General features: G+C 25.6%; 17 protein-coding genes and 1 tRNA gene. All 18 read left to right on the plus strand.

The genetic code is table 4. The annotated features are described in order from the left end of the window. Position 1: 1 nt before the first annotated feature. The 18 genes from MENTO_RS01440 (at position 2) to rseP (ending at position 18755) form a co-directional block, all read left to right on the plus strand. On the plus strand, positions 2-691 hold the full coding sequence (locus MENTO_RS01440; protein WP_099651110.1) for a tRNA (adenine(22)-N(1))-methyltransferase: 690 nt from the start codon (positions 2-4) through the stop codon (positions 689-691). After that, a complete protein-coding gene (locus MENTO_RS01445; RefSeq protein WP_099651111.1) occupies positions 669-1445 on the plus strand; it encodes a Nif3-like dinuclear metal center hexameric protein in 777 nt (258 codons plus the stop codon). Before MENTO_RS01440 ends, MENTO_RS01445 begins: the two co-directional genes overlap by 23 nt. A gap of 7 nt (positions 1446-1452) precedes the next feature. Further along, entirely contained in the window at positions 1453-2817 is a 1365-nt protein-coding gene (locus MENTO_RS01450; RefSeq protein ID WP_164704004.1) for a DEAD/DEAH box helicase, read from the plus strand. Positions 2818-2907: 90 nt separating this feature from the next. After that, positions 2908-4443, plus strand: coding sequence for a YitT family ABC transporter (locus MENTO_RS01455; protein ID WP_099651113.1), 1536 nt, complete (start codon positions 2908-2910; stop codon positions 4441-4443). 63 nt (positions 4444-4506) lie between these two features. Beyond that, on the plus strand, positions 4507-8505 hold the full coding sequence (locus MENTO_RS01460) for a protein translocase SecDF, variant type (protein WP_099651114.1): 3999 nt from the start codon (positions 4507-4509) through the stop codon (positions 8503-8505). 21 nt (positions 8506-8526) lie between these two features. Then, positions 8527-9039: an adenine phosphoribosyltransferase gene (locus MENTO_RS01465; RefSeq protein WP_099651115.1), complete on the plus strand. Its 513-nt coding sequence runs from the start codon at positions 8527-8529 to the stop codon at positions 9037-9039. A gap of 56 nt (positions 9040-9095) precedes the next feature. Further along, positions 9096-9653, plus strand: coding sequence for a DNA-3-methyladenine glycosylase I (locus MENTO_RS01470; protein WP_099651116.1), 558 nt, complete (start codon positions 9096-9098; stop codon positions 9651-9653). A gap of 80 nt (positions 9654-9733) precedes the next feature. Further along, positions 9734-12031 (plus strand): RelA/SpoT family protein, encoded by a 2298-nt coding sequence (locus tag MENTO_RS01475; protein WP_099651117.1) that lies wholly within the window; start codon positions 9734-9736, stop codon positions 12029-12031. A 96-nt stretch (positions 12032-12127) separates the two neighbouring features. Next, positions 12128-12715 (plus strand): sigma factor-like helix-turn-helix DNA-binding protein, encoded by a 588-nt coding sequence (locus MENTO_RS01480; RefSeq protein ID WP_099651118.1) that lies wholly within the window; start codon positions 12128-12130, stop codon positions 12713-12715. A gap of 26 nt (positions 12716-12741) precedes the next feature. Then, positions 12742-13020 (plus strand): hypothetical protein, encoded by a 279-nt coding sequence (locus MENTO_RS01485; protein ID WP_099651119.1) that lies wholly within the window; start codon positions 12742-12744, stop codon positions 13018-13020. Position 13021: 1 nt separating this feature from the next. After that, positions 13022-13582, plus strand: a complete 561-nt coding sequence (gene coaE / locus MENTO_RS01490; protein ID WP_099651120.1) for a dephospho-CoA kinase — start codon at positions 13022-13024, stop codon at positions 13580-13582. Positions 13583-13611: 29 nt separating this feature from the next. After that, positions 13612-14472 (plus strand): tRNA pseudouridine(55) synthase TruB, encoded by an 861-nt coding sequence (gene truB, locus MENTO_RS01495; protein ID WP_099651121.1) that lies wholly within the window; start codon positions 13612-13614, stop codon positions 14470-14472. Beyond that, positions 14472-15017: a nucleotidyl transferase family protein gene (locus MENTO_RS01500; protein WP_099651122.1), complete on the plus strand. Its 546-nt coding sequence runs from the start codon at positions 14472-14474 to the stop codon at positions 15015-15017. The genes truB and MENTO_RS01500 overlap by 1 nt, the downstream gene beginning before the upstream one ends. Positions 15018-15129: 112 nt before the next feature. Next, entirely contained in the window at positions 15130-15396 is a 267-nt protein-coding gene (gene rpsO / locus MENTO_RS01505) for a 30S ribosomal protein S15 (RefSeq protein WP_099651123.1), read from the plus strand. A gap of 69 nt (positions 15397-15465) precedes the next feature. Next, a tRNA-Gly gene (locus MENTO_RS01510) sits at positions 15466-15539 on the plus strand. A 75-nt stretch (positions 15540-15614) separates the two neighbouring features. Continuing rightward, the gene (locus tag MENTO_RS01515) at positions 15615-16331 is read left to right on the plus strand and encodes a DxFTY motif-containing membrane protein (RefSeq protein WP_099651124.1); all 717 of its coding nucleotides are present in this window, start codon (positions 15615-15617) and stop codon (positions 16329-16331) included. A gap of 73 nt (positions 16332-16404) precedes the next feature. Then, on the plus strand, positions 16405-17460 hold the full coding sequence (locus MENTO_RS01520) for a phosphatidate cytidylyltransferase (RefSeq protein WP_099651125.1): 1056 nt from the start codon (positions 16405-16407) through the stop codon (positions 17458-17460). A gap of 26 nt (positions 17461-17486) precedes the next feature. Continuing rightward, positions 17487-18755, plus strand: coding sequence for an RIP metalloprotease RseP (gene rseP, locus MENTO_RS01525; protein ID WP_167372674.1), 1269 nt, complete (start codon positions 17487-17489; stop codon positions 18753-18755). Positions 18756-18765: the final 10 nt, after the last annotated feature.

Here is an 18765-nt window from a genome sequence, read left to right on the forward strand (position 1 = left end):
TATGCTAACAAAAAGACTAAGAACTATTGCAGATTTAATTGATTCTTGCAATGTTGTTGCAGATATTGGAACAGATCATGCATATTTGCCAATTACTTTAGTTAAAGAGGGAAAAGCAAAATTTGCTTATGCAGTTGATGTTAATAGTGAACCATTAGGTTGAGCTAAGAAAAATATTAAACAACATAATTGTTCTGAAAAAATGCAAACTATTCTAAGTAATGGTTTGGATTTTGTTTTAAAAGATGATATTAAAGAAATTGATGTTGTTACGATTTGCGGATTAGGTAGCACAACTATTCTTGAAATTATAAAAAGTGATAATGAAAAGATTGGTAAATATATTATTTGCTCTAATACTGAAGTTAGCAACATTAGAAGCTGAGTTGCAAATAAAAAATATTCAATAAGTTTTGAAGATTATATTATTGATAGTCAAAAAGGGTATTGAGTTATAATTATTGAAAAAAACGATAAAAATTTAGTTTCTGAAAAAGACATTTTATTTGGAAATAAAAACTTTTTTAAAAACAATAATGAGAACATTAAATATTATGAAAATGAAATTATTAAATTTAAAAAAATATTAAATAAAATAGATAAAACTAAACATCATAAATCATACAATGACATTGAAAATAAGATTACAGAAATTAGAGGTTTTTTAAATGAAATTGACAAAATTAATTAAATATTTAGATAAAAAATTCCCTAGTAGTAAAGCTTATGAGTGAGATAATGTAGGAATTCAAAAATTTAATAGAAAAGTCGTAGATTTAGATAAAGAAATTTTGAATGTATTAATAACAATGGATTTAAACAAAATGTCTCTTGATAGAATTAAAAACAATAAAATTGATTTTATTATTACAAGACATCCGTTTATTTTTAATGATTTAAATAAGGAAAAGGAAAATCCTTTTAAAAAAGAATTAATCAAATTTTTAACAAAGCAAAATATATATGTATTTTCAATTCATACAAATTATGATATTTGTGGATACAATGCTTTTGTTGAAGAACTTTCAAAGCAATTTAGTATTAAAAAAGCAAAATTCCCATTATTGCATAAAGAATACCTAGAAGTTAATTTAAGTAAAGAAATAACTAATAATGAATTAATTGAAAGCTTAAAAAAGATTTTTAATACTAAAACAATTCAAATAAACAACAATGATCAATTTAAAACATCTAAGTTTTTTATTAATCAAGGAAGTGGAGCTAGTTCAATAGTTTCAAAGCAAATAAAAGATTCTGTTTTTATAACAGGAGAGGCTAAATGAAGTGATTGAATTTATGCAAATGATAATAATGTTACACTAATTGTTGTAGGACATTATATGGAAAACTATTTCATTAACGATATTGAAGCAAGACTATCAAATAATTTTAAGGATTTAAAAATAGAGAAAATAGATATAAAGGAACAATACTATGTCAAATAATAACGAAATAAAGTTTAGTGATTTTGGTTTCAAAAAATATATTAATGATACTTTAAAAGATATAAATTTTGAAACACCAACAAGAATACAAACAGAAATAATACCACTAATTAAGAAACATCAAAATGTTATTGCTCTTTCTCATACTGGTACAGGAAAAACACATGCGTTTTTGCTGCCTATTTTAAATAACTTAAAATTTGATCAAGACAAAAAAAATGTTCAAGCTTTAATCATTGCTCCAACAAGAGAACTTGCTAAACAAATTTATGATAATGTCAGACCATTTATAAAAAATGAGCCTCAACTTAAAGTTGACTTATTTATTGGTGGAGAAGATATTAATAAGCAAATTGAATCTTTAGGTAAAAGACAACCAACAATTGCTGTTGGTACTCCGACAAGAATTAAAGAACTATATGAGCAAAACCATTTAAAGGCAACAACATCAGATTACATCATTATTGATGAGTGCGATATGATTTTTGATTTAGGATTTATTGAAGATGTTGATTTTGTTGTATCAAAAGCTAAACAAAATGTTAACTTGTCAATGTTCAGTGCAACAATACCTGAACAATTAAGACCTTTTGTTACTAAATATGCAAGAAATGCTCACTTTATCGATGTAACTGAAAAGAATGTATCAAACAAAAACATTAAACATGTTTTAATTGATACCAAAAATAAGGAAATAGAGCCAGTTTTAACTAATGTTTTAAGTTCTATTAATCCATATTTATGTTTAATATTTTCTAATCATAAAGATGACATCCCAAGATATGTTAAATTAATTAGAGAAATCACTGGTCAAAATGTTGGTGAGTTACATGGTGATTTACAACCAAGAACAAGAATGAACATGCTAAAGAAAATTAAAAACAATGAATTTAAATTTGTTGTTGCAACTGATGTTGCTGCAAGAGGTGTTGATATTATCGGAGTTAGTCATGTTATATCAATTGATTTGCCGACTGATCTTTCATATTACATTCATAGAAGTGGTAGAACTGGTAGAAGCAAAATGACTGGTGAAAGTTATGTTTTATTTAATGTTAAAAACCAAGAAAGAATTGAAGCATTAGAAAAAATAGGAATAGAATTTGTTCGTTTAAGAATGGATAACAATCAACTTATTGAAATTAGAAGCAAAAACAAGAAAAAAGCTAAACATTATGAAGATTTAGATACTGATTCAAAAAAAGTAATTGCTAAATATAGTAATCAAAAAGTTAAACCAGGATATAAGAAAAAAAGAAAAAGAGAACTTGATGAAATAACAAGAAAAAAACGCCGTGAACATATCAAACAAAGTATAGATAAAATTAAAAAAGAAAAGTACAGAAAACGTCGTGAAGAATTATTTGATTAATATTTAAAAAAGTAGATTATTCTGCTTTTTATTTTTATAATTTTTAGTATTATAATTAAAGGAATTAATTAATAATAAGGAAAAGTAGGTATGACAAGAAAAAAAAGAATAAAAATTTATTCGTCTAATGGTAAAAAAGCATTACTACTTTCTCCAGATGAAATCTTAATGGTAAAAAATGATCCCAGCTATGAAAAAAATTATGAAGCTGAATTTAATAAGGGAAAACAAGCATTTGAAGTTCGTAACTATTATGCAATAGGTTTTTGAAAGGATTTGCTTTATGTTTTAATTGGAGCATTTCTTTCAACAGTAGCAATTGACTACTTTATTTCTATAACTGGTAATGCAGGGCTTTTCCCAGGGGGACTAGGAGCCATTGCTCGTTTTTTCTCAATTATTGGCGCTAATAATATAACAGTATCTGCAAGTACACTTTATTTTATAATTTATTTCATCATGAATATTCCATTAGTAATTTTTGGTTTTATAAAGATAGGTTGAAAATTCTCCACTTTAACTTTAATTTATTCTGTTGTTTCAATTTTCTTTGACCTTATATTACAAAACGTTCCTTATATTAATCCTAATGAATTAAGTTTGTTAATTGACTACAATTTAATTAGTTCAGTTCCTGGAGCATGAGGAGCAATTATTTGAATTTTCGGTTTTGCTATTTTTGGTGGAATGATTAATGGATTTAGTTATTCAATCACTTATAAAGCAAATGCATCTACTGGTGGAAGCGATTGAATAACTTATTATTATTCAAAAAAGTTAAATAAAGATATTGGTTCACTAAATATTAAAATTAATATTTTTATTTTGTTTATTGTTATTTGTCTAAATACAATTATTTTAAAAACAGAGCATATTGATCAAACTATTAAATTGAGCGCTGTTTACAATGAATATGATAATTGAGATTCTTTAATAAGTTCTGACTTAGGTAAACATTTAAATAAAGTACTTAGTGAAGTTAAAGATAATTCAATGAATCAAAGTTGAAAAAATTTAGAGCATAATTGAAACAGTGATGATTGATTTAACATATCAAAATATGTTTCATCAACAACTGAGTTTGATTCAAGCTACACAACTGCACTAATTTGAAAAATGAAATTTAAGTGAATTATTGGACCAAGTTTATTTGCATCGTTAACATTAATTATTATTCAAGGTTTAACTGTTAATAGACTTTATCCAAAAAATAAAGTTTTAAACCTTTTTATTTCAACAAATAAAATTAATGACATACAGCAATACTTATTTAGTGTTGGATATACAAATAACATTTTTATTTGAAGAACTGTAACTTCTAAGAAAAATGCATGAAATGATCAAGAGCAAGATTTAATTATGATTTCAATGCCATTGTTATACTTTAAAAAAATTGAAGACTATTTAATGAAGATTGATGAAGATATGATAATTAATATCATTGGAAGTAAATCTGTTAAAGGTAAAAACTTTAGTTATACTTTTGATAATGAATTACGCGAAAAAGCATTGACAGAGGAATTTATGAATAATGGTAAATTAATGAAAAAAATTGAAAGCAATACTATCATTAAGACATATAAAAAAATGAAAAAAAATGGTGTTAATGTACAAAATGAGGTATAATCTTTTATAGATTATACTTTTTTATTTTAAGTATTAACTTTTCAGACAAGGAGGAGTAAATAAATGAATAATAAAAAACCTTCGTTAAAGAAAATAACGCAAACTTTTTGTCTGCTATTAATTATCTTTTCATTAATTATTTCAATTATTTTTTCTTCAATTAGTGTTGCAAACAAAACTAATCTAAACACTAGATATTCTGGTGGATATGATGCTCTTGTTGAAGTATATGATAAAAAACAAAACTCAACAACGCAATTAGAATCAAAACCAAACGGTGATGCTAGAAAAGCTGCCGAATCATTACAAAAGAAACTATCGCCTTTTTCAGATAATACAATTGATGTTAAAGTCGTAGGGCAACACAGGGTTTCAATTAGAGCTACTAAAGAACAATATCAAAATAATCCGAAACTATTTATTAACGCCATAGAACAAGATGGTGGATTAATGGCTTTCACTCAATCAAATAATGCTTATACTGATGTTTTATTTGATGATGCATCAGTTAAAAAAATTACAGGTTCAGAAAATGGTATTTATGATAGTAATAATGAAATTACTAATAAATTAGCAATTTCAGAAATTTTTGGGTCAGTTAAATATACACCTGATAAATCAGAAAGCGGTTCAGGTCAACAAAACTCACCATTTTTAACTTTTGAAGAGGGTTCAAATGGAAGTTATTTAAAAAATTTAACAGCTGCATCAGCAGCAGCAGAAGGCCAAACACCAACACCTGCAAATTTAACAGTAATTTCTTCATTTGAAACAATCTTAAATAATTTAAGAGAATACTTCTTACAATCTCCAAATGAAAAAGAAGTTGATAAGTATTTGGAAAACTATTATAAGGGTGTTTTGCAGCCTATTTTAAGTTATTACCCAAATGCTGGGGTAAATAAATCTGTAATTGATGATTTCTTTACAATTTCTTATATGACTAAAGATGGTAGAATGCAATCAACTTCACTAATTTCTGGAACATTTAACAAATGATGAACTGATAGTGCTTCTCCAGAAGGTATTTTTACTTCAGGGAATACAGAGCTTATTGTTAAAGATTTAAAAGCTTTATTTTACGGGATATATGATGGTAAACAAGCACCAAATAACTATACTTATAGTTTTACAAATAATGTTAATAAATATGTTATTGATCCAAACTCAACAACAGATGATTTTACAGCTGCAAGTGGTGATAAACAAGAAGGTAAATATTATGCTCCTGTAAAATTATATGGTGATAACTCAATGAGAATTGATGAGATTGCTAAATCAATAAATGACATTATGTTATCAAAAGTTTTATTTGCTCAAAAATCTTCATCTTCAACATTTTCACAATATTTAAATGAGTCAATTTTTGATAAAAATTTTATCATGATTAATGATTCTGTAACTCAAACAGGAGTTTCATCAGCATCTGAAAAATTGTCAAGATCTTCATTTACACCAAGTGTTGTTTATAATGGATCAACAAATCAATTAAAAGTAAAAACAAGATCAGCAACCATTGCAAAAACAATTGAGGCTTCAATTTCTCAAACAACTTCAGGATTTAGTTTTAAAGTTATTAAATTAACTGAGTTTAATCCTGAAATTACTCTTTACATGTTATTAGCATCAATTATATTCTTATTAATCCTTGCTGTTGTAACAATGATTTTCTTAATTATTGCTTATAGACTATTGGGTATTTATACATTAATAATTGCAGTAACTTCAGTAGCAATAACTTTATTTACTCCAACATTATTTGGTATAGCAATTGGAATTGAAATTTATACTTTAATATTTGTAATGTTGGGTCTAGTATTAGAATCATGTATTCTAACGATTGAGGCATTTAAGAAACATTTAAATAAAGAAAAAAGATCAATCACTGAATCATTTAAATTATCATATAGAGAAAATTTAGGAATTATTCTTGATTCATTTATTTTAATATTAATTCCTAACTTGATTATTTTCTGAATTGGAACAGGGTCATTGAAAAATTTTGCAACAGTTGCAACTGTATCAACAGCTATAATCTTAATTTTAGTTATTGTAGTGTTCAGATTAATGTTATTTTTAACAGTTAAACTTCAAATTTTCAAAAATCATCCATTGTGACTACCTATTGATACAAAAGATATTAATTCAGGCGTAGCAATTCGTGAAAAAATTAACTTATCAAAATATGAGTATCAATTAAACATCTTAACCAATAAAGACAAAGTTAGTTCAAAAGAATTATTAAAAATTAAAAAAATTAATGATTTAATTGAAAGTTTAAAATTAAAAATTGAAAATAAGGAAAAAAATTATCAATTAAAAGTAGTTAAGAAAAATAAAGAAAAAGTTATTAAATTAACTCAAAAAATTGAAAAGATTGAAAAATCAAACAAAAAAGTTCGTTGATATAAAAAAGACTGAATTGCTTTCTTAAAAGTTAATCGTGATGTTGCAAAAGCTGTTTCAGCAAATGAAGACACAGTCATAATTGAAAATGTTAAAACAAAACGTAATCAAAATTGAATTTTCAATTTGAATAGAATAATTATTGTTTTATTATTAGTTTTTTCAGTAATTGGTGGTATTGTAGCAGCTACAGTTGGTCCTAATTATTCAAACTTATTTGGAAAAGATAATACATACATTGTTTATGGTGAATATTTATCTAATCTTCCAGGAAACAACTTTGATAATGTTGTTGCAAAAATAGAAGAAGCTCAATCTGAAGAAACAGCAAACCAATTTAGAACTGGCGCAGAAGAAATTGCAAAATCATATAAACATAATGATATTGAATCAGGAACAGATGATAAAGAATTTGTGGCCGATTTAGGTAAATATACTATAGAATACATATTTAATAACAATTTAGTTAAAGATTTTTATTCAGGTTATAAAGGAACTACTAAGTTAAACTCAGTACAAAGTGGTGCAGATTACGGATATAAGGGTGAAGGAACATCTGAAGATGATCTATTACCATACATTCAAATAGAACTTTCTAACCAAACAAATATAACCAAAACAAAAAGGTTACTAAATGGTATTTTTACAGGAAAAACTCGTTTAGGAAACAATTACACTAATGCTTCAAAAGGTATTTTAGGAATGTACCAAATTCCATATACTGCTTATGGACAAATTAATCAAATACTTATAGCATTTGCAATATTATTATTGATTTTAATTGTTTATATCTTAATAAGATACAAATGAACTTATTATGTAGCATTAGCATTGGCACTTGTAGTTGTTATTTTAATTACAGCTTCACTTGTAATAATGTTTAGAGTGCCATTAAGCACCGAAATATTAGTAACTATGATTTCAATAGTAGCATTCACAATAATGTCTGTAATATTTGTTTTAGGAAAAACAAAAACTTTAATATCAGTTAAAAATAAAAATGAATTAAGATTTGAGTTTGAGAAAGAGGCAAATGCACAGACAATAATCAAACATAAAGTTTTACAAGCTATTAATAACAAAAAAGATCTAAATAAATCTAACAAAAAGCGTGTTAAATATATCAGAACAAAAATTGTTGATATTAAAATTATTAAAAAATCAAAATTTTATGCTTGAGATGCATTTAAGTCACTATTCAAATCAAATAGAACACCTGAAATTTTAGAATTTAAAAAAGATATTAAAGATATTAGAAAAGAAAATAAAACTCATCTAAAAACTTTAAGAAAAGAAATTAAAGCTATTAAAAAAGCAGGAAGAAAAGAAATAACATCAATCTTAAAAGATAATAAATTTGTTAAATCATTGTTTGTTGATTCATTAAAATTTGGAATTAATAGATTAATTTATATTTCAGGATTTTACTTAATGTTTGCAATTATTTTAGCAATTACAATTCCATCAATCGCTGGAGTAGGAATTACATTATTAATTGGTGTATTTGTGGCAAATATTGTTATATTAACTATGTCACTACCATTATTAATATGATTAGAAAAACGAAGAATAGTTTCAAACTATGGTAGAAAAGAATTTATTTCTCAAACCAGTGTTTCTCAAGAGGAACAAATAGTTAAAGACATTAATGACTAATTTAAAAGGAGTAAAAATAATATGGATTTGAAAAAATACATTTTAAATGTTAAAGATTTTCCTATTGATGGTGTAGATTTTAAAGACGTAACACCTTTATTAAATGATGCTGATGCTTTTGCTTATGTAATCGATGAAATGGCAAAATTTGTAATTGAGTGTGGAGCAAACGTTGTAGTAGCACCAGAAGCTAGAGGTTTCTTATTCGCAAGTGCTGTAGCTTATAAGTCACACACAAGATTTGTATTAGTTAGAAAACCAGGTAAATTACCTCGTGAAGTAATTGATATTGAATATACATTAGAATATGGAACTAATCACCAACAAATGCATAAAGGAGATATTAAACCTGGAGATAAAATAGTTATTATTGATGATGTTTTAGCTACCGGTGGAACTATTGAAGCAATTGTTAAATTAGTTGAAATGCAAGATGGAAAAGTTGAAGGAGTATCTTTTTTAATTGATCTGCCTGCATTGCATAGTGAAGACTTACTACAAGAGTACAAAGTACAAAAGCTTGTTAAATATTAAGATTAACACCTATAATTAATATAGGTGTTTTTTATTAAAAAACGAAAAGGTGAAATATGAGTAATAAACAAAGATGTGACTGGTCATTAAATGAAATCTTAAATAATTATCATGATAATGAATGAGGGAAAGTTAATCATAATGATGATTATATTTTTGAAATATTATTTCTTGAAAACATGCAAGCAGGCTTAAATTGATTGACAATTCTTCTTAAAAGAAAAGAGTTTAAAAAAGCTTTTGATAATTTAGACTATAAAATTATTGCTAAGTATGATCAAAGCAAGTTTGATGAATTAATAACAAATTCAGGAATAATTAGAAATAAATTAAAAATCAAATCAGCTAGTTCAAATGCGATTGCCTTTATAAATGTACAAAAAGAATATGGTTCATTTGATAAATATATTTGAAGTTTCACTAACAATAAACAAATAGTCAATAACTGAAAGTTAATTTCAGATTTACCAAGCCAAACTGAACTGTCAGTTATAATTTCTAAAGATTTAAAAAGCAAGGGTTTCAAATTTGTAGGACCTGTGATTGTTTATTCATTTTTACAAGCAATTGGGATTATTGATGATCATTTAGATAAATGTTTCTGTAAAAATTAAAAATTCATTATATAAGAGTTTTATAGACTTATTTTAAGTCTATTTTTTGTTATAATTTAAAAAATAGAATGGGTGATTTCATGGCTGGTATTATATTACCTAGAAGAACTAGCAAAAGAGCTTCAACAAACTTAGATATTGTTGAAATCAAAGAATACATAACTTTAGAGAATGAACTAAAAAAATATATTAAGGATAGAAAAGCTTTAAATAAAATTAAAGAAGCTTACTTATTTGCTGAAAAAATGCACAGTAATCAAAAACGAAAAAACGGAGATCCATATATTTATCACCCATTATCAACAGCATATTATCTTGCCCAATTACAAATGGGCCCAAAAACAATTAAAGCTGGACTATTGCATGATGTTGTAGAAGACACCCCAGTTAAAATTGAGGAAATTGAAGAAAAGTTCGGAAAAGAAATAGCTTCACTTGTTGAATCAGTTACAAAAGTAAGTTATTTTGCAGAAGAAAATCGTGAACAAATAAAATCTGAATATTTAAGAAAACTTTATATATCAATGGCTAAAGATATAAGGGTTATTATTATCAAGATTGCTGATAGATTACATAATATGTTAACAATTGAAAATTTACCTGAAGAAAAGCAAAAAGTAATTGCCAAGGAAACATTAACTATTTATGCAGCGATTGCACACCGTATTGGAATGAAGAATGCAAAATCTAAATTAGAAGATATGGCATTTAAAGTATTGAATCTTAAAGATTTTGAGGATATTAAAAATTTAATTGAAAAAGGCCGTGAATCAAGGGAAGTAAATATTGCAAAAACAATTGATGATATTTCATTTTTTTTAAGAAAAGAAAAACATATTAAAATAATTGATATTTTTGGAAGAGAAAAAACAATTTATTCAATTTATCGAAAAATGAATGTTAATGGAAAACAATTTGAAGAACTGCATGATTTAGTCGCTATTAGAATTATTGCTAAGTCAACTGATGACTGCTATAAAATTTTAGGTTATTTACACCAAAAATATTTACCTTTATCAGGAAGATTTAAAGATTATATAGCAACACCAAAAAATAACGTCTATCAATCTTTACATACAACTTTAAGTAACAGCAAAGGAATGCTTTTTGAAGTTCAAATTAGAACTCAACAAATGGATGATGTTGCTGAAGCCGGAGCTGCTGCTCACTGAAGGTATAAAGAAGGTGAAGTTGTTGATATTGATAAACGTCAAAAACAAATTGATGAGCAAATTGATATATTCAGTAGAATTTTAGATTTAACCGATCAAATTAATGAGGAAGAAAACTCAAAAGAAAAAGAACTAGAAAATCAGCTACAAAAAGATGTTTTTGGTTCAATGATTTATGTTTTAACTCCGACCCAAAATGTTATTACTCTGCCTTATGGGGCAACAGTATTAGATTTTGCTTATAGAATTCATACTGAAATCGGAGAAAAAACAACAGGGGCTAAAATTGATGGAATATTTTCACCAATTAATACTGTTTTAGAATCAGGGCAAGTTGTTGAAATTAAAACATCATCTAAACAACAACCAACACACGAATGATTGAAAATTGCTACTACATCAAATGCTAAAAATAGAATTAGAAAGTATTTAGGAAATAAACTTAAAGAAGATAATTCATTTGACGAAGATAGAAAAGAATTAGCAAGAAAAACTGAAAACTTAATTAATTCATATATTAATCAAAAAGAAATTAAATGAAAAAGAAAATCTTCTAGTGAAGTTCTTGATGCTGTTAAAAAAGCAGGATATGCAAGTTTAGAGGAATTTTTAATAAGTGTAGGGAAGGGAGAATTATCAATTGTTGAAGCAACAGATAAATTCTTTATTAACCACAACTTTTCAAAAGATGAAGAAGCTTTAAGAAGTATTAAGTCTAAAACAATTAATGATAGAAGTTTAAAAAATGATATTGTTATTGATGGTATAACAAATATTAAAACTTCAATTGCAAGTTGTTGTTTACCAATTCCATATGAAGATGTTATCGGTTATGTTGCTAAGTCAGGAAATGGTATTAAAGTTCATTTAAAAGAATGTTATAACTTATATGCAACAGAAGAAATTAAGCGTTTAGTTCAGGTTCAATGAAACTCAGCAGTAGCTGAAAATAGTTTGTATACAACGAAATTAAAATACTTTGCAACAGATAGACCAAATCTTTTATACGATATATCGAGAGCGCTATCTAATTTAAAAGCTACAACGATTAATGTAAAAATAGGTTTAGATGATAAATCATTACTTGTTAATGGTGAGTTAACTATCAAAGTCAAGAGTTCAGCACAATTAAATCAAATCATTTTAACAATTAAATCGATTGCAAATATTATAGATTGTGAAAGATCATTTAAGAGTATTAAATAGGTTCAAAGCCTATTTTTTTTGTTTTTAAATATTTTTTTCAATTTTTTTCAAAAAATTATTATTAATAATATAATGACCTTGAAAGGAAATAAAAATATGAAAAAAAGAAAAAAAGAAGAGTTAACAATGGAAGAAAAATATAAATTATTTAACTCACATAAAGCTAGAATTTACTTTGCAATTAAAAAAGCATATAGTAAATTTGATTCAATACCTTTAGAACTAGAAGACTTCGAGTTTTATGCCTGAGAAGCATATTTAGATATTCTAGATAAGTATTATGATAGAAACATGAGAAAAAGTTTTGAGAGTTGTTTAGTAGATGCTGTTTATTGAAAAGCAATGAATGTTTGTGCTAAATTCGTAACAAATAAATATAAAATGATGAATCAAGGTATGAGAATAAGTAGTTATATTGCTGAAGAATATAAAGAAATGATTAATAATATTAGTGTCGAAAATGAATCTTACAAAGAAATTGGCTGAACACAACTATTTGAACAATTTTTTGCAAAAAGAACAGATCAAATACCCAAAAAAATTTTTACTCTTTACATTTATGGAATGAGTTTTGTTGAAATAGCTGAAGAGTTAAATATGTCATCAGCAAAAGTAAGAAACACTTTTTATAAAGTTTTACCAGAAATTCGACAAGTAGTTTCCAATCAAGTATTTTTAGATTAAAATATATTGTAAAGGGGCGTGATTGAATGAGTTATTACTATAAACCAAGTATGGGTTATTCAGTACATGCCTTGCAAAGAGCTAAAGAAAGACTTAAATTGCAAGATAAGCAGGATTGAGAAGTAAAAGAAGCAATTAAAAAACATATATTTAATTCGACCAAAACATTTAAAATAAATGGAATGCTGTATTTATCAGCTTCTAATACAAACATTTTCTTTGTTATTAATGAAAGCAGTAATACATTAGTAACCGTGACACTTGTATCAGCTGAAAAACAATTAAGATTGATGGGTGGATGATAAAATGATAATTGGAGTCTATGGCACTATTGGTGCTGGAAAAACAACTATTTCAAACAGTATTAAAAAATTAAAATTCAAAGTAATCAATGCAGATAAAATTTCAAAGGAAATTTTAAATTCAAGAGATATTCAAAAACAATTAAAAAATGCATTTCCTAATGCATTTGTAAATGATGTATTAGATAGAAGTAAATTAAGAAAAATCATTTCTGAAAATGAAAATAGCTTAAATAAATTAAATTCTATTGTTTGACCTGAAATTAAAAATCAAATTTTATTAATTATTCAAACAAATTCAGGGAATATTGTTATAGATGCTGCTTTATTACCTGAATTAAATCTTGAAGTAGATAAATACATTAGAGTTAAAGCAAATTTATTAACAACTCTTTGAAGAGTTAAAAAAAGAGACAAAAAGCCTTTTAAAGAAACCTATTCAATTTACAAACAACAAAAACAAAGAATTAAAAAATATAAAATAGATAATCAAGTAATAATAAATAATAATATATGAACGAAAAGTATAACTTACAAACAACTGCACAAAAAAATTTTTAAATAATTAACTTTAATTAAGATAAAATAAATAGTATGAATAAATCAGGAATAATAATATTAAATAAACCCCAAGGTTTAACAACAAATCATTTAATTCAAAGACTTAAAAAGAAATTAAATGTTAAAAAAATAGGACACGCCGGAACTTTAGATCCTTTAGCTACAGGAGTGGTTATTTGTCTAATTAACAGTGGAACAAAACTAAGTGACTACTTTTTAAATGAAAATAAAGCATATGAAGTAACAATGAAGTTATTTAAATCTACAGACACTTATGATAGTGATGGAGAAATAATTGAAGAACAAGAACACTTTGAAATTAAAAAACAGGAAATAGAAGAAGTTGTATCAAAGTTTAATGGTCTTACGTATGAACAAGAACCGCCAATGTATTCAGCAATAAAAGTTGAAGGTAAAAAATTATATGAATATGCTCGTGAAAATCAAATTGTAAAAGTTAAGAAAAGAACTATAAAAATTAATTCATTGATTTTAGATAAATATGAAGAAGATGAAATATCATTGACTGTATATTGCTCAAAAGGCACTTACATTAGAAGTTTGATTGTTGATATTGCAAAAGAATTAAATACAATAGCACATGTAACACGTTTGAATAGAATAGAATCAGGAAATTTCAAAATTGCTGACTCAGTTTCTTTAGAAGACTGTGATGAATCAAATTTAATAGAAATGTTTGATGCTATCAAAATGGCAAACTACGAAATTATTAAATTAGAAAATATTCTAAACATTGAACATGGTAAGAAGATTGAATTAGAAACTAAAAATGATATTGTATTTATCTCAAATAAAGCAGACCAAGTAATTGCTTGCTATGAAAGAGAAAAGAACAATCTATTTAAATGTAAACGTGGAGGGTTGAATATTTAATGAAAGTTTTTAAAACTGATATTAATAATATTAACCAAAGTGAAAAAAAATCTTGTGTTACTATAGGAATGTTTGATGCTTTACATAAGTACCACAAAATTATAATTAACAAAACAGAGTCAATAGCAAGAGAAAATGATTTAGAATCTGTAATAATAACATTTGACCATAAACCCAATAAAAAAACGCAAACATTACTAAATGAAAAAAAGAAAATTGAATTTCTAAAAGAAAATTTCAAAATTGATCAACTAATAATTTTAAAAGTAGATGAAAATTTGATTGAAACAACAAAAAAAGAATTTGTTGATATATTAAAAACGAAACTAAAAACTGTTAAGTTAGTTGAAGGCAGTGATTTTAGATTTGGGTTTCAAAAATCTGGAGATATTCAATATTTAAAAAATAATTTTGGTGAAGAAAATGTATTTGTTTATGAAAGAAATGAAAATATATCAACTTCAAAAATTAAGGAATTAGTAAAACAAAATAAAATTGATCAAATTGACGAAGAATTAGAAGTTAATATTAATTTATTGAAATAAAATTGGAAAAAGTCTATAATATAAAAAGTGATTGTTCACCAGAGATGTTATTCGCTCCCATGAATGCACCTTTGATGAAACACTAAAAATCAAAATGAAAGGGAGACAGATCATGATTTCAAAAACAAGAAAAGCTGAAATTATTAAAGAATTTGGTGGAAGCGACGCTAACACAGGATTAGCTGAAGTTCAAATTGCTTTATTAACTGAAGATATCGCTAACATGACTGAACATTTAAAAGAACACAAAAAAGATGTTCCTACAAGAAGAACTTTATTAAAAAAAGTTGCTCAAAGAAGACACTTATTAGATTTCTTAATTAAAAAAGATGTTAACAGATATAAAGAAATTATTGCTAAATTAGGCTTGAGAAAATAATTTCAAAAAAAACTTAAAAATTATTGACACATAGATTTAATTTTTATATTATATTTATGTGTCTAAAACGCAGGTGTAGTTTAATGGTAGAACTTCAGCCTTCCAAGCTGACTGTGAGGGTTCGATTCCCTTCACCTGCTCCATTTAAAAAATAGAACAACCGAAAGGTTGTTTTTTTATTTTTTGATATAATTAAAAATAGAAAAAAGGTGAATCAAATGAGTGAAATAAAAAACTTGGATTGAAAGAAAACAAGAGAATTTGATCTTGAAAGAACAAATGTTTGAATAAGTTTCACATTTGAAATAATTGCTGTTGTTTTACCATATGTAGCAATTTGAATATTAATAGGTAGCTCTTGAAATACTGAAAAATTTCATAATTACTATGATGATTTACCCGTAAAAGAATTTTTACTTACAATGATATGTATAGTATATGTAATAATTGCTTTAGGTTTTAATTTAATAACATACCTTCTAAAGTGACAAAAAGAAGACAGTTTCACTTTTACAACTGCAATAGCATTATGTTTAACAGGCTTTGTAACAAATAGTATTTGAATCGATAAATTATCAATAGGTGGATTTGCAATATTTTTAAAACTAATATTCTTAGTAGTATTTGCTTTAATTGGAATATTTATAGGAACATTAGGAACTATGCTTATAAGAAACTTTAGATTTAAAATTGAAGAAGAAGATCAAATACTATTAGAAGCCTATAAAAATGGTGAAGAAATACCTTCTGTTAAAAAAATAAGATTAGACAGAGCAGAAAAATTTAGAATTAAAAAAGAACAAGAAATAGAAGAATTAAATAAGTTTAAAGAAGAACTAAATGAAAAAATAGCTATTGAACTAAAAAACAAAAAGCATGTGAAATTGGATGAAAAGGAAAACAAAAAACGAAATAAAAAAAATAATAAAAAATAACCTTGTTTAAGGGTTAAAAAATAGTCTAAAATTTGCTAAAATTAATATAATATATTTTAAAGAAAGGTTTATTATGACTAATAAAGTGGAATCAAATCAAAATAAATTTTTAAATTTAAAAAATAATAATTTCTTTATAAGATTTTCATCAAGTGTAATTATAGTTGCTATGATAATTTTATTCTTGTCAACAGCGATATTAAGTGAAGAATTATGAGTCAATTTAAGAGATAAAAATACAGCAAAAACTGTTAGTGAAGCTCTTGGAATTGTAATGTTATGTATATCTGTTGCTATATTAATGTTTAGTATATATGAATTGTCTACGTCACTAAAGATTAAAAATAAAGTTTTTATAATTATTATGGAATTATTAGCTTTGGGATTATTTTTAGCACCAATAACTTCGATAAGAAATTTAAATGATTTATTCATTTACCAAGATTGAATTTTAAAAGCTAAGCTAGCAGAGTGATATATGCAAATTACTTATTTAATTATATTTTTGAGTATTTCTTCAATAACAGCTTATTTATCAGGAATTAATTTTAAGAAAATGGTTATGATTATTGGAACTTCATTAATCATAATATTTGGTATGAAAGGGTTCACTTACATATCACTAACAAATGATTATATTTCACAAGATTATTCAAGTATTAGATTTGGTTATGTGACAGCAATTTGAATTTGATTAATTGTTATTTTAACAGATACATTTGCTTATATATTTGGTGTAGCTTTTGGTAAACATAAAATGGCTCCAAAAATTTCTCCTAAAAAAAGTTGAGAGGGTGCAATTGGAGGATTTACTACAGCTTTTGTTATTTCAGTAACTATGGCAATATTATTTTTCTTCTTTGTTAATACTCATTCTGTTTTTAAAGATTATATGAGTAATATCCAGAATAATTTGGGAACAGGATTAGTTATATTCTTGTATATTCTTTTAGCGTCTTTAATTTCATTTATAGGTCAATTAGGAGATTTATTTTTCTCGCTAATTAAAAGAAAAAATGATATAAAAGATTTTTCAAATTTAATACCAGGCCACGGAGGAGTTTTAGATAGACTTGACTCATTCATGCTAGTATTTTTATTTATGTATTTGTTTACATTAATTAATTAGTTTAAGGAGTTTGTATGGGAAGTGTAATGATAGTAATTTTATCAATATTAATTTCAATTATTGTTGTATTAGTGTTAATTACGCTTCATGAACTTGGGCATTTCATTGTAGCAAAATTATCAAAAGCTTATGTGTTTGAGTTTGCAATTGGCTTTGGTCCTAAACTATTTGTAATAAAAAGAAAAGAAACTTGATATTCTATTAGGTTAATACCTTTGGGTGGATATGTATCAATTGCTAGTGATTTTGCAGAGCCTCCAAAAGGAAGAGAAGAAGAATTTGAAAAAATTCCTGATGCTCGTAAAATTGATTATGCAATTAAGTGAAAGAAAACATTATTTATATTATTTGGACCTTTAATTAATTTATTCGTTGCTTATATTTTAATATTTTCAGTAATGTTTGGAGTTGGTTATATGCCAAGCGATCCAAACTTTTATGGTCAAAACTTTTCAACTAATTCTATTGCTTATAAAATGATTGCTGAAAAAGAAGGAATTAAACCTGAAGAAGGAAACAAATATGTTTCTAATCATTTAAAAGTTGCAATTACTGGATGAAACGTTCAACTGGTTGATAAAACACAAAAAGATATTAAAGATTGAGAGTTTACTGTTTCAAAAAAAGAAAGTGCACCAACTTATAAAGAAATTTCAGCAATGTTTAATCATGGAAAAAAAGAAGTATATGAATACATCACTAAAAATAATCTTGATGATCAAACAATTGTTAAATTTCAATTTGAGTACTTAAAATTAGACAATCTTTATTCAGGCAATTTATTTTTAGATAAAGAGAAAGCATCAGACTGAGCTACTTTAGAAGGAACTCCAATTTCAAATTGAAAAAAAGCTAAGCAAATAACTGGTATAGCAATTGCACCACCAGATAGATATTTTAAAAATGGTGGTCAAAAGCTTGGTTATACATTTGTTGAAACTTGAAATCAATCATTTTCACTTTTGGTTGGGATTGGTAAATTCTTTACAGGTGATTTCAGTGCTATTTCAGGACCTGTAGGTATTGCGAAATCATCAATAGGAACTACAACCACAGCAACAACATCAATGACTGCTAGTCGCATATTCTATGTATCTTCAATATCAGCTAACTTGTTTATGCTTAACATGCTTCCATTCCCACCATTAGATGGATACAAATTTTGAGAAACACTAGTTGAATGAGTAACTAAAAAAGAAGTTAGTCAAAAAACAAAAACAATAATATATGCAACTGGAGCTATTTTACTAATAAGTTTCATAGTTGTGATATCAATCAAAGATTTTATAATTTAAAAAAGGAAGT

It is taken from the genome of Mesoplasma entomophilum (assembly GCF_002804125.1).
In the GTDB taxonomy this organism is placed as follows: Bacteria; Bacillota_I; Bacilli_A; order Mycoplasmatales; family Mycoplasmataceae; genus Mesoplasma; species Mesoplasma entomophilum.